A 12,476-nucleotide genomic window follows, 5' to 3' on the forward strand; every position below is an offset into this window, starting at 1 on the left:
GCGCTTTGGTGTTTAAACTTCTTCTAGGAGCAAATCACTTGTTAATCTGAATGTTGAGCCTTGCTGATTTCCTTTAGTAGATTTTGCTTTTGCACTATAGAGTCTAACCGCTTTACGTATGCTTGACTCAAGATTCTCTAGCTTTTCACCAAATATCTGCTTGCTTCTAAATTCACGAAATGCCTTTTCATCTTCTTCTGTTAACTCCAAATAAGTATCATCTATGATTAAATCAAAATTAACGTGAATCTCTTCATCTCTGGATCTAAAGTGATATTTAATAACCGATGTTCTTGTCGGCTCAGCGTGCTCATCTAAACCTAATTCATTTAAAACGTACTTAATAAAATCTAACATTCCTTAATCCATTTCTAATGCATAGTAATAGGTACATTAAGCTAGCTTTTTTAATTAACAAAGTCTACTAGGCCAATCTAACTCTTTAACCTCTTCAACTTTACCTGCAACAACTTCAAGACGCTTAAGTGCCCTTGTAAAATTTGGCCCAGGCACACCGTTAAGTGTTGCTGCATTGGTCTTGCTAATACCGCGAACTAAGTAATCACTGAGTGCTGCTTTTATATCTTCACTGGTGCTTTTGCCAAACGACAAAAGCACATCTAACCGCTCTTGGCTTTGTGATCCTTTATATAAATATTTCACAATTTATTTATCAGTTAAGTGATAATAAAATAATGATATTTCAATATTCGATAAATCACCAATTATTTGAGCTTTTAGTTGTCACTTTATGTCCAACATTGTCACACTTTTGACACTGCGATCCTTTTTAACTTTCTTTTAGATCCTTTAGTAATAAGGGCTAGCCAGAAAGGGCTTGTCACTGGGGGTGTCAATTGAACGCATTTTTTGCACGAAAGCGGAAGGCGAGGAGGAGTGAATTTTTCAGCTTTTTTGGTTCTTGGCGAACTTATTTAGAGCCAAACAATTATTTGGCTCTTTTATATAAAATATTTATGACTGTTTTTGTTCAAATAACTTTCGGTGCACTTTCATGTATTCAAATTGTTTAGGGGTAAGGCTATAAATTTTATTTAAATTGACTCCCCAATTATCTAAAACAGTGGGGCTAAGTTTATTTGAAACTAAGATTTCACCATTATCAGAGAACGATATAAGGTAAACATCAAAAAGTTTATCTATATGTGGGGCTAATAATAGACCGTTTTCGCCATCCATTCGCTCCTCGTCCGAGGATTTACTCCAAGCTTTGATATGACTCCCAATTAGAATGCTTGGTGTCTGATCTTTTACACCGGTTACTACACATCGAGCATTACAAACATCTGAAACTAAAGCTTTAAAATAGTCTTGCCCCCGCCTTACATTAACTTTTGTTTCAGCAGTTGTATTTTTTGGCTTGTTTTTTGGGGTAATCGAATTACTTTTACTTTTAGAGGATATATAAACGTCAAAGCAATTGGGGTTTGAAAGGTCTCGTTCTAGCCACACTAAATCTTCATTTTCTAATAGCTTATTTAATTTAAGTTTACGACTTAATATAGATAAATTTAATCTATATCTACCGTCTCTTTTTCTCTCTAAGGGTATGTTAAAAGGTTCGCCATCCACTAAAAGTGTAATTTGAACTTTTTGACCTTCGCTGAGGGGGGTTGGATGTAAGTAACTAACAATATTTAAAGGTATACCAGTTGTTTTTTCTTTAATCAAAGTAGTGTCAACGACTTTACGCATAACATTTTCATTCAAGATGGTCCATGAATGAGCTTCGAAAGGAAACACATATTTTTGAATGTCGTTTTCCAGAATATACTTTCTTTTACTATATAATTCCTTTGCATCGTTGCCCAAGATGCTTAAAAGATACTTTCCGGCTTCTAAGGGTAAAAGTGATGAATAAATTTCACAAAAGTTTTTATCCTTATTGATCACTTTTGGTTTGCATTTATCATAGTACTCATTATAAAAAACATCCGATATAGAGTCTGATGCAATTGGTTTTTTTAATTTTATTAATTGTACGTCAACCCTTCGCCCTAATTGCTTCCATCTATCAAATGTTCTTGCTGCAGGTCGTTTGCTTTCATAGACTTTTTTAGTTGCAATAGCAACATATTCGAAAGTAGAACCATTTTTACAGAAAAATATATCACCAACCTCAGCTTTTTCTAGTGGAGACCAACCCGCATTATTTTGTTTTTTACCGTCTTCATCTAAATACGGCAGAGGAGCCCAAAGAAAACTATAGTCTTCAACCTCTTGATAAGTCTCGCCAATATTAACCCAAAAATAATTCATTTCCACCGCCTGTTGCAGATCCCTGCATAAATGTTTATCTAACAAATAATAAAGATTTAAAATAACATGGAAAATATCGGTTTCCTATTAGCTTTACATTTGCAACAAATTAAACACTGTATATAATAACAGTACACATTAATAGGTTGGATAAATTATGGCGCGGGTTACTTGTCCAAATTGCGAAGCTAAAGCAACAATTACTTCACGCGAAAAGCAAAGCGCCCATGTAGTGAATTTATATTGCTCATGTACTAACACAAAAGAATGCGGGGCGACGTTCCGTATTACCCAATCGTTTGATCACTTCTTAAATCCTCCGGTGAAAAACATCCAAGAAATGGCTGCAGCGCTGATTAAAAATTTACCTCGAGAACAACAACTAGAATTAACTGGGTTATAAAGCTAATTCAAACCTTTAATTCTAGATATTAATGCCAACAGTTTTTTTGAATGCTTTCTAAATACTTCAGCACCCTTGTTGTCATTTTCAGTAAAGGCAGCGTATATCTCACTTTTATTCAATACATAGAGAAATTGTTTCCTATGATTTGTTTCAATAAAGCTAAGTATTTTTTCATCTTGAAAGTTATAACAAAAGATTGCCGCATGCTCCCAAACTAAAATAGTGTTTTTAAATTCGTCTCTTATTGCTTCTAAATCGAATTTTAGATGAGGTGACGCTGAAATTACCCTATTAAGCGAAGTTTCAACCTTAAAGTGAAGATCAACAAAGTAATTCTTTACAGCTAGAACATCTATATTTTTGATATTTTCCCTAGCTATTTCTGCATTTTCATACTTAGCAATATTACTTATCAGAACTAATAAATTTGATTGATTTAAAGGAAATTCTTTTTCAAAGGTAGGTAACAATTCATTTTTAAGTCTATTTAAATCATGAAACCCCCTATGTCGTGTATATTTTAAGTATTCTTTTACACCCAGGCAAAACGCAAGAACTGCAATTATCCCTCCTAAAAAGCTACCAGTATTGCCTAATTTTCCAGCCAATTCAGGTGAAGCAGTTAAAATAGTTATTATTGAAGAAAAAACAAATATAAAAAATATAAAATATAAAATTGGTTCCCAATATGGAGATTTTAAATCGTCCATGTACTTACCTATCTTTTTTATCATTCCGTTAAATCCAATTTTACAATTGCTTATCTATATAACATTCAGCTGTATGAAAAGTCTATGGATTTTAAGACATAAAAAAGGCCGACATCCCATGTCAGCCTTTTTAGGATTTGATGTTTTAACTATAAAATAGTTACTTTTGAAGTCAGTTGCTTTTATGGTGTTTGTAAATAAAATCTGTTTTAAAGCTTTATTGCGAAAGATAACTTTTAAACTAGTAGCCAATTTCATGAAAGTAAAAATCACATTCGTGTGCCTGTGGCGTGTTCATCGATTTACAAATGTCACATACTAAATATTCATATATCTGTGTATCAAGACCAAAGCCTCTTGTTGTCAGTATATAAGATTGTTCAGACTGTCCACATTTACAACTTTCTTTGCTAATTTTTACTAATTTATTATAAGATTTTGGAAAGTATTGTTTTAGCAAATAACAATACTTTAGATCTCTTAAAAGTTCTTTTTCTATATCAAGACAATTTATTAATACAAAGCTATCTCTTATATCACTAAATATTCCACGAAGGTTGTCTTCACAACCGTTTGTAAACTGAGTAGTGGCCAATACCATTACACCGTGACATTTAAATTTGTCAAGAAGCCCTCTATTAAGTGATAAGTCATTTGCAGATACACTTTTTTTGCTTTTAGAGAAGTTTTTACAGCTTACAAGCCATCTATACCTGACATTTTTATTTACGATTGATGGCTCAGATACAATTAGATCACAGCCACCATCAGGACCGATTGAACCATTCTTCTCGATTATGAAGCCAAATTTAGATAAGAATGCTCCACAGAAATACTCAAATGTCTGTCCATCCCCTAACTCACTAAAATCTATAATCACAGATTAATACCCAACTTAGCTTTTATTTAGACGATATTATACAATTAAGCCATTAGATCCAATACCCACCAGTCATTATCGCTGATTGCTGATGCACTGCCTTGTTTAACTAAAGTAACTAAATCCCAATCGCCAATAGTGACTAGACCATTTTGTATATGGGTGCTATTTAGTTTATTGCGCCCATCAAGCTGCGCGTATTTATAAGCAAGCTCTATATACTCGCGGGCTTGTTGCCAATGGGCCTCGGTTATGTGCCAGCTACCTGCTTTTTGGGAATATGTTTTAGCCAATGACTCAATAGCTAAGCGCTGATCATGCTTTATTTGTTCATCAATATTTAAAACTTGAAGTTGGCCGTCTCTTATTTGGTAAATTTGGCCGTTTCGGCTGATCCTTTTTCCGCTATTTAGATCCTTTATTACTTCATCAACATCATTTTTTGAGGTGCCCATCATATCAAGTAACAACTCAGCTCTAGACCCTACGGCTATAGGCGTACAGTTATTACCACTAGTCCAAGATAGGTCGGCTGCGCCGACGTTGGTGTTATCCTTAGCATTGAGTTTTTCGGCTGTGCCTTTGAGTTGCCTTGTCCATTCTACTAGGCGAGTTTTAAGGCTCGTTTCGGTGGTAACGTTATAAACATTGTTAATCATGCGGTGAAGCTTTGACTCAATACTTACATTGGTAACAATGCCTTTTATGCGGCGTACTACTTCGGCGTAGTCGTTGCCCATTTGTGTGTCTTCGTACATTGATTTGAAGTTAGCCGCACGGCCTATACACATACCGCCTTGGAGTTTTACGTAGTCTTTCCAGTTGGCAGTATCTGCAGCGTGGCGAATAGGCTCTATGGTCTCGTCGCTTATTACTTTGCCTTTTGGCATGCGCCGTAATTCACGATACACGGTAACGCTTGGTGAACCCTGAAATTGAAACTGACGAATATTCCATGTACTAGCCCAGGCTAAAACGGGGTTAGCTTGCTCTTGCAGGTTTTCGCCTGTTTCTGCATCTTCATGGTCGCTTAATTGGTAGCCATCAATATTTTTACTGATGTATTTAGCAATGTAGCTGGCTGCACTGCCCTTGCTTTTATCCATTTTTATAGCGTCAAAGCGTGGGCTAAAAGTACGATAAAATTTACTGGGCGCTTTGGCTTTTTTGCCTTGGCTTTTTTTAAGGCCCCACTCGCGGCGCTTTTGTTTATAGGTTTTAAACAGCTCACTTTTTTTAGTGCCTGCGCGGTAGCTTACACATTTCTCTACAGTTTTAATGTGTGTGCCGTGGGTAATTATATCTACCCATTCGTTTACTACTTTTGCGCGGGTTTGCACAGGGCCGTAATAATCGTAAAGCTCTGCTTTGTCTTCTTGAATAAAGTACCAACGCAAAATAGCGTTCACTTCTTGTAGTTTATTTTTAGGCATAAACAACATCATGTGCCAATGCGGGCAACCGTCAGCATGTGGCTCAACTACGCGCACACCAAAGTATTTAAGGCCTCGTCGGTTTAACTTAGAACGAGCACGCGCCCATGTTTGCGTTAAGTAGTTTTGTGCATCTTTTGGGGTTTCGCCGTGCCATTTACTTGAGTTTGCATGAAAACGTGACGGGCACGTAATAGTGTAAAACACACCTACATAGCCCATTTCGTCGGCTAACTCTTCGGTTTCGCGTATGCGTAACATTAACTCGTTACGGCGGTTGGCAGGATTTGCCATACCGTTTTTTACGGCTTCAATTAAACTTATTACGTCGCCGTCGCTGCTTTGCAGTTCCATCATTTCTAGGAACTGGCGGCCACTGGCTTGTGCAAAGTTAAATTCGCGCTGTGCTTGTTTTGACGAGTAAGGGCTAATGCCACGGCGTTTAAACTTTTTGCTTTTTTTATCGTGGTATAAATCTTTACCTACTTGGCCTGTGGCAATTTCGAGTAACTCTAAAAACTGGCGGCGAATAGTTTTTAATTGGCGAGCCCACCATCTATCACACTGCATTTTAAGCAGTGCAATTTCGTAACACTCGGTGGGTAGGTTGTCGTCGCGCATGGCGTAAAATGGCACATTAGCGCCTACAGTTTTGGCATACGTGGCTATTGCATCGTAGGTTAGCGATATTATTTTTTCGTACGGTAGGTGTTGGTTTTCTTCGCTTACATCAAGCGTTATTTGCACGCACTCCATAGCGAGTGTGCCTGCGTGTTTTTTGGTTTTTTCAATACCGCTTAAAATATGCCATGGCAATGGCATATTTTGAGTAATACTAAACAGCACACCAAAGCGCGGTTTTAAACGGGCAATGGTGCGGCGCAGCCATGTATTAGCGCGGTATTGGCTACCCGCCTTTTTTTGGTTGTAGCGGTCTATGTATTTACGGGCCATACGACTTTGTAAAGGCACTGGCACATTTTGCAAGCCACGCGCTAAAAAGTTGCGGTCGTCAATATCGCTAATAGACGAAATTAAACCCTTAGCTATACCAGATAGTCTAAGGGCTTGTAGGTCGAGTAGCTTAGGGTTTGCCATTTATTCGGTTAACTCTATTAACGCAGGTTCTCCATGAATTTGCGCGGCGTCTAATGCTGCTTGCATTTGGTCGTAAACTGGCGCGTATTCAATGTGATCAACCGCAATTAATTGCACTACTGGCATTAAGTCAGTTAGGCAGTTTTCACACTCCATCAGCATTGCAACAGTTGGGCGTTTGTTTAAATTGCGAATAGTAAAGTTGGCTTGGTCGATAGCGTGATTAACAATGCTTTTAAGCAATTGCTGATTTTTAGATAGATCTTGGTCTTTGATTCTGTTCATTTTAGTAGTCCTTTGGGATTAAATTATTGGTGTAGATTTACTGAGAATGTGTGGCTGTGTGCGTAGTTTCATTACTTCACTACTCCAAGCGCCGAAAATATTTTTCGGAACTCTGCGGTTCTATCGCCTAGGTAAGTAATAAAACAGCCTTTGGGTGCGCCTTTTTTTACATTGCCTTGTGCATCGTTAAAATGTGTACGGCCATCAATAAAACAACTTAAACCTGCTTTTAATAACTTTTGGCACCATGCCTCTGAGCTATTAACAAAGGTAATATTCATTGCTTCTTTAAAGTTACCTTGTGCGTATTGGTCTAAGTAGTAATCAATCCAATCGCCGTTGCTGGCTATGTCTTCGGTAATGCAATGGCCACGGTACTTGTTGTAACTAGGATCGTTACATATTTTTTTAACGCACTTTGGTTTGCAAGCCTGCTCTCCTTTATTGAATGGGTGATTTAACCAAACAGTGTTTGCTATCCAATTTCGTGTTAATGCATCATCATCTTTGGTTAAATAACACGTTGCTTTTACTGACTCGTTAGCCACTACACAACTTGCTGGGTCTAAATCAATAACCGGAAACATTTGGTGCACATACTTCAAAACTTTATCGGGCGTGTAAAATTCAACATTGCCACTATCTTGATTGATTAGCTGATCGGGAGACATCGCTATTCCTTAGTGTGTTTGTGAATCAGTTTTTGACTGTTTAACTAAACGCGGAACAACATCAAACTTAGGCGGGGTTCTTTCGAAGTTTTCGCGGCCAAGTAGGTTGGCGTCGGTAAAAGCGGCAACAATGTCTTGTAACGCTAAAATGCCTTTGCGCACTGCATCACGCTCTTGCAAATTAAATTGATAAAAGCTCATTTCTATATGGCGCTGTTTAAGTCCTGCAGCAATACACACTAATTTTCGTTGTTGATCAGTTAAAACGGCATTGAATAAATAACCTGGTGTGCGGGTTCTATCGCTCATTAATGCTTTTATTTCGGCAAGGCCTTTTGGTATGTGACGCCCTTTTACCGCTTTTAATGGGGCTGGTTGTGCGTTATCGGTTTGTTTAATAAGTGCGTTAGCCATGTTTATACTCCTTGTGGTTGTTGCTGTGGTTTAGATAAAGCTTGTGTTTTTAACCAGTACACGGCTTTTTGTATGGTTTGGTTTTCGTTGCCTTGGCAGTAAATAGGTAATGGCAACTCACCAACAAAGGCTTGTAAGCACGGTTCAAATTCAACTGATTTACAATTAACGGCGTCTTTAGTGCTTATTTGGCACTTAAGTAAATACTCAGCTTTAGTAGCTAAGTTAGGTAATGCGTTATACATGTTTTGGTCAAATATTTGGTATGTGCTCATTGCTTTGCTCCTAATTTACTTATTTGTTGCCGTAAATTTCTTGAAACTTCTCGCCGCCCAAACGCATAAACTCTTCAATATCGGCTTCAAGCCATACAACACGGCCACTCGATATTTTATGTGTTTTAGGAAACTGCCCTTTTTCCATCAACCTGTATAACGACGAGCGATGTAAGCCACACTTTTCAGCCACATCTGCCGGGCGTAAAAAACGGTCGTTAATGCTAATAACTTCGCCACGTAAGTTAGTACGGTAAAACTCGGCTGTATTTAGATTACTCATGCTGCATCTTCCTTTTTGCTTTTTTGATGATCGGCTAGTAAATCGTTTACCGATATTTCACCGTTAGTTAGTTCTGAAATACGCGGAATGTATTTCGCTGGAGCTTGGCTGTGTCGATTCACCCAGTTCCAAACAGCGGTTTGTTGAGTACCCAAAAGACGAGCTAATCTTGTTTGCCCACCGATTAGGCTTACTGCTTTTTCAATAGATGACATATACACCTCACAATTGATTACTTTAAGTAATCTTATGATCCCTAAAAGTGATTGTCAATTTAAATTATTACTTTAGGTAATCAATAAAACCCGAATAAGTAATTTGACTGTGATAACTTAAAGTTGTGATAATCTTCCTAACAGATTACTTATAGTTATTAAATTAATTAAGAGGATTAATATGGATATTGCAAAAAGAGTAAAGGAACGCCGCACAGCTTTAGGGTTAACCCAATACCAACTAGCTGATCTAGTAGGTACAGCGCAAACCTCTATTCAAAAAATAGAGCGCGGAGATACAAAAAATCCTCGCAACATTGAAGCGTTAGCACGCGCACTAAAATGCACACCTGAATTTTTACAGTTTGGGATTGCTGATAACAAAGACACCAACAGCAATGTATCACCAGGGCCAACAATCAAAGCCACCGCCCCACTTATCAGCTGGGTTCAAGCCGGTGCTTGGTCAGAAATAAGTGAAATTAAAGCTTATGACGCAGAGCGTTTTATGTGTCCTGTTAATTGCAGTGACCTAACTTTTGTTTTAAAGGTGCAAGGTATTAGCATGGAGCCAAAGTTTGAGGAGGGTGATTTAATTTTTGTAGACCCTGAAGCCGAATGCATCCACGGTTCGTACGTAGTAGCCCGCCTAGACGACGACAATCAAGCGACATTTAAACAGCTAATTATCGAAAACGGCCACAAATTCCTAAAAGCCGCCAACCCCAACTGGCCCGAGCAACTAATACCGATTAATGGTAATTGCACGTTGGTGGGAAAAGTTATATTTACGGGTAAGTCACTATAATTTATTAAATTTCAGGTATAGAAAAGCCCGCATTAAGCGGGCTTTAATTTTTTAAGCACAATCGCCTATGTTTAATGCATCAAAAATATTTTGTAAAAGCTCCCGACTAACTTCATTTTGATTAATAATTTGAGCAAATTTAAACGGTGGTATTCCAATTTCTCTCAAAAATTCCTTCTGCTGACCGACTTCTTCTGGAGTTATTGGATTATTATCAATGTAGCTTTGATCAAAATTTTTACGGATTGCTTTTCTGGCTCTTTGAGCATTGTTCATAGAATTTCCTCTTAATTCAAAGATACATTTTGGCACTTATCTTATTGCAGTTAAGTATGACCACTGTTTTTATATACAGTTTAAGCTGTAATCAACTTAGTTAAAGCTTTGAGAAAAAATATGCTTATTCAAAATGTATTAATTGGCCCTGAAGTAAAAAAATTAGAGAAAACAATCGATGCTAATTTTTTAAGTGATTCAACATTTGTTGGCCGTGCTAGCGGCAGAAGTATGGAAGGCGTTGGGATATTTGGTGGCGATGTACTAATCATAGATAGAGCTAAAATAGTTAAAAATTACGATATAATCGTAGCCTGCTTAAATGGTCAATTTGTTTGCAAAATTGCTGATTTAAAAAATAATCTATTGCTTTCAGCTAGCTCTGACCACTGTCCTGTTAAACTAACTAAGTTTGACCAGTACAATATTGAAGGTGTTGTAACTCAATCAATTAGAATGCACAGAGCTAACTTAACCTTAGGATAGGCAGCACTTACATAAGCTTTAAAAAAGGCTTATCTTTTACAATCACTTTAGTTTTATCTAATTTGTTTAGCTCATTCGTATTTATGTTTAATAAATTAGCTTCAACTGAAAATACAGCCTTTTGGTTTTGCTTATCAATACTCAAAACTTTAATTTTTGCAAAAGTTTCGGCCTGGTGAGACCTAACAAGCGCTTCACCTTCTAAGTCTGCAAACACAGAAAAATTAAGGTTATTTTTCGATTTTGATACAAGCTCAACACCCTGCTTTATATCTTTCTTTTTTATCGCAAATGCATGAAAGTCGTCGTCGTTTTTGCCAAACGAAACAACAACAGACTCATCTGAACCTGGTAACAAATTGAATGCATCAACGCTTATATAAAGTATCTTCTGTTGAAAATTATAAATATGAGAATAAATTATCAAGGCTATAAATAGTATTGAGAAAATTATTTTCATTGGAGCAAGCTCTATTTAATATGTTTTTATTAAATAGAGCATAGTTCATTAGAAAGAATTGTTAATTGTAATGTCCGAAAAGTGCCAATTACGGACGTTCGTAACGCTTCAATAACCGGCGCAGCTTTGCTGCGTCCGGCGCCGAAGGCGCGAAGTTGATTGATTTGTTAGGTGCAATGATGAGTCTACTGTAAAATATCATATTGTTCATTTTCAACGAGCTGTCTGCACTTTTCAGGTGAAAAACCTCTCTTTAATATCAACTCATCTTCTTGAGGATTACCTTCACACAATACTTCTGAGTCAGATACTTCGGCTTCAAAAAAAGGTCGGTTTAACCCGTCAATTGTCGAGGACTGAACATAGTTTTTTATGCCATTATGAGTCTTAGACCACGAATTTCCTAAACTCGCTGTGTTTTCACCCGATCTACCGACTCGATACAAAGTTAACTTCTGGCCTACTGGATTATAGGTTGCATTGAATTTGGACAAATCAAAATGAAAGCAATCATAGCTGCCAGATATGATGCTGGATGTATATAGAGAAACCAGTATGTCTTTGCTAGACCGATTATTCCAAAGCTGGATTATCTCATTTTTATGACAAGTTAAAAAATGAAGGAGTACCTCTAGATTTTCACCCTCTTCATCTGTATATAAATCGCTATCCAGGTCATTTATAGATTTTAGATTTTCATCTAAGTATTGCTGCTGGCTTGAAGATAAATATGAGCTTAAGTGCACAATATCGATGGCGATAATATCAAATAGTCTTTCAATAAATACGTTCATTTGCAATATTCACTATAGAGAGGCATTCCATCTCCGCGCCATGCACCTAACGCTTTGCTAAGGGGCAATTGACTGTTGGCTAAACTTGCGCGAAGCGCCAAGCCAACTGTTAATTGTCCCAGTGAGTTTACGAACGAACTTGAGCAACTTGTTATAAGCCATTAGTTGCCACTCTTTGCCCGCAATGGATACAAACAATTGAACCAGAAAACCAGCGCCAAACAACTTTATCCCAGCTACCACTTGATGCTGGATGAGGCTTTTTAAAACCTTGAACAGTTAAACATTTATCGCAATGTGGGCAACGGTTAAAAAATGCCAAAACAATATGAATTAAAACTGTGCAAAAGAATGCCCCAAACAAATAAACTAAATGACTAGCACTTGCGTTAGGTTCAGAAAACATTTTCCCATAAGCCAGAGATACAAAGAAAACTATTAAAAGTGTCCACGCTGCAAACACGCTTAACACATCAAGTTTTCCAATTATCGATTTCATCACCGAACTTCCTTTGGCTTATAACACCTTGGATAAGCGGTTTGGCAGTGCTCTTCTGACAAATCCGTCTTAATCCTTTTGTATGGATAATAAACCCATAAATTAATTAATACTTTAACCAAGTTCGGGTAATGTGAGGCCCAAGCTTTGGCTGCAACCAAAGCCTTTTATACAGTAGTTCGATTGATTGAAGGCTCCTCTAT

Annotated in this window: 19 protein-coding genes; 3 read left to right on the plus strand and 16 right to left on the minus strand. The window is 37.3% G+C overall.

Annotation, left to right across the window (positions count from 1 at the left end; translation table 11 throughout):
* Positions 1 to 12 precede the first annotated feature (12 nt).
* From H5160_RS16930 to H5160_RS16940, 3 genes are all read right to left on the minus strand, one after another.
* Entirely contained in the window at positions 13 to 357 is a 345-nt protein-coding gene (locus H5160_RS16930) for a hypothetical protein (protein ID WP_182738107.1), read from the minus strand.
* A 54-nt stretch (positions 358 to 411) separates the two neighbouring features.
* Positions 412 to 663: a hypothetical protein gene (locus H5160_RS16935; protein ID WP_182738108.1), complete on the minus strand. Its 252-nt coding sequence runs from the start codon at positions 661 to 663 to the stop codon at positions 412 to 414.
* 312 nt (positions 664 to 975) lie between these two features.
* Positions 976 to 2,280 (minus strand): HNH endonuclease, encoded by a 1,305-nt coding sequence (locus H5160_RS16940; RefSeq protein WP_182738109.1) that lies wholly within the window; start codon positions 2,278 to 2,280, stop codon positions 976 to 978.
* A 157-nt stretch (positions 2,281 to 2,437) separates the two neighbouring features.
* Between H5160_RS16940 and H5160_RS16945 the strand changes: the two genes are divergently transcribed.
* On the plus strand, positions 2,438 to 2,683 hold the full coding sequence (locus tag H5160_RS16945) for an ogr/Delta-like zinc finger family protein (protein ID WP_182738111.1): 246 nt from the start codon (positions 2,438 to 2,440) through the stop codon (positions 2,681 to 2,683).
* A 2-nt stretch (positions 2,684 to 2,685) separates the two neighbouring features.
* Here the strand turns inward: H5160_RS16945 and H5160_RS16950 are convergent, their stop codons facing one another.
* From H5160_RS16950 to H5160_RS16990, 9 genes are all read right to left on the minus strand, one after another.
* Positions 2,686 to 3,396, minus strand: coding sequence for a hypothetical protein (locus H5160_RS16950; RefSeq protein ID WP_182738112.1), 711 nt, complete (start codon positions 3,394 to 3,396; stop codon positions 2,686 to 2,688).
* A gap of 241 nt (positions 3,397 to 3,637) precedes the next feature.
* Complete coding sequence (locus tag H5160_RS16955) at positions 3,638 to 4,276, minus strand: restriction endonuclease (protein ID WP_182738113.1); 639 nt, start codon at positions 4,274 to 4,276, stop codon at positions 3,638 to 3,640.
* 44 nt (positions 4,277 to 4,320) lie between these two features.
* Positions 4,321 to 6,807 carry a replication endonuclease gene (locus H5160_RS16960; RefSeq protein WP_182738114.1) on the minus strand — a complete coding sequence of 829 codons (2,487 nt, stop codon included), beginning with the start codon at positions 6,805 to 6,807 and terminating at the stop codon, positions 4,321 to 4,323.
* A complete protein-coding gene (locus H5160_RS16965; RefSeq protein ID WP_182738115.1) occupies positions 6,808 to 7,092 on the minus strand; it encodes a hypothetical protein in 285 nt (94 codons plus the stop codon).
* Between the two features lie 71 nt (positions 7,093 to 7,163).
* Positions 7,164 to 7,763, minus strand: coding sequence for a DNA N-6-adenine-methyltransferase (locus H5160_RS16970; RefSeq protein ID WP_182738116.1), 600 nt, complete (start codon positions 7,761 to 7,763; stop codon positions 7,164 to 7,166).
* Between the two features lie 9 nt (positions 7,764 to 7,772).
* Complete coding sequence (locus tag H5160_RS16975; RefSeq protein ID WP_182738117.1) at positions 7,773 to 8,177, minus strand: hypothetical protein; 405 nt, start codon at positions 8,175 to 8,177, stop codon at positions 7,773 to 7,775.
* 2 nt (positions 8,178 to 8,179) lie between these two features.
* Positions 8,180 to 8,452 carry a hypothetical protein gene (locus tag H5160_RS16980; protein WP_182738118.1) on the minus strand — a complete coding sequence of 91 codons (273 nt, stop codon included), beginning with the start codon at positions 8,450 to 8,452 and terminating at the stop codon, positions 8,180 to 8,182.
* Between the two features lie 19 nt (positions 8,453 to 8,471).
* Complete coding sequence (locus H5160_RS16985; RefSeq protein WP_182738119.1) at positions 8,472 to 8,735, minus strand: AlpA family transcriptional regulator; 264 nt, start codon at positions 8,733 to 8,735, stop codon at positions 8,472 to 8,474.
* On the minus strand, positions 8,732 to 8,950 hold the full coding sequence (locus H5160_RS16990) for a YdaS family helix-turn-helix protein (RefSeq protein ID WP_149614074.1): 219 nt from the start codon (positions 8,948 to 8,950) through the stop codon (positions 8,732 to 8,734). Before H5160_RS16990 ends, H5160_RS16985 begins: the two co-directional genes overlap by 4 nt.
* Positions 8,951 to 9,131: 181 nt before the next feature.
* Here H5160_RS16990 and H5160_RS16995 point away from each other — a divergent pair, with 181 nt between their 5' ends.
* Positions 9,132 to 9,758: a LexA family transcriptional regulator gene (locus H5160_RS16995; RefSeq protein WP_182738120.1), complete on the plus strand. Its 627-nt coding sequence runs from the start codon at positions 9,132 to 9,134 to the stop codon at positions 9,756 to 9,758.
* 51 nt (positions 9,759 to 9,809) lie between these two features.
* Here H5160_RS16995 and H5160_RS17000 read toward each other — a convergent pair whose 3' ends face one another.
* Complete coding sequence (locus H5160_RS17000; protein ID WP_182738121.1) at positions 9,810 to 10,034, minus strand: hypothetical protein; 225 nt, start codon at positions 10,032 to 10,034, stop codon at positions 9,810 to 9,812.
* A gap of 120 nt (positions 10,035 to 10,154) precedes the next feature.
* On the opposite strand from H5160_RS17000, the gene H5160_RS17005 reads away from it, so the two are divergent.
* A complete protein-coding gene (locus tag H5160_RS17005) occupies positions 10,155 to 10,520 on the plus strand; it encodes a LexA family transcriptional regulator (RefSeq protein WP_182738123.1) in 366 nt (121 codons plus the stop codon).
* 7 nt (positions 10,521 to 10,527) lie between these two features.
* Here H5160_RS17005 and H5160_RS17010 read toward each other — a convergent pair whose 3' ends face one another.
* The 3 genes from H5160_RS17010 to H5160_RS17020 form a co-directional block, all read right to left on the minus strand.
* Positions 10,528 to 10,980 carry a hypothetical protein gene (locus tag H5160_RS17010; RefSeq protein WP_259417233.1) on the minus strand — a complete coding sequence of 151 codons (453 nt, stop codon included), beginning with the start codon at positions 10,978 to 10,980 and terminating at the stop codon, positions 10,528 to 10,530.
* A 185-nt stretch (positions 10,981 to 11,165) separates the two neighbouring features.
* Positions 11,166 to 11,774: a hypothetical protein gene (locus H5160_RS17015; protein WP_024597878.1), complete on the minus strand. Its 609-nt coding sequence runs from the start codon at positions 11,772 to 11,774 to the stop codon at positions 11,166 to 11,168.
* Between the two features lie 151 nt (positions 11,775 to 11,925).
* On the minus strand, positions 11,926 to 12,273 hold the full coding sequence (locus tag H5160_RS17020; RefSeq protein WP_024597877.1) for a hypothetical protein: 348 nt from the start codon (positions 12,271 to 12,273) through the stop codon (positions 11,926 to 11,928).
* Positions 12,274 to 12,476 lie beyond the last annotated feature (203 nt).

Origin of the sequence: Pseudoalteromonas sp. SG43-4, assembly GCF_014164325.1 — a bacterium.
GTDB classification, from domain to species: Bacteria; Pseudomonadota; Gammaproteobacteria; order Enterobacterales; family Alteromonadaceae; genus Pseudoalteromonas; species Pseudoalteromonas distincta.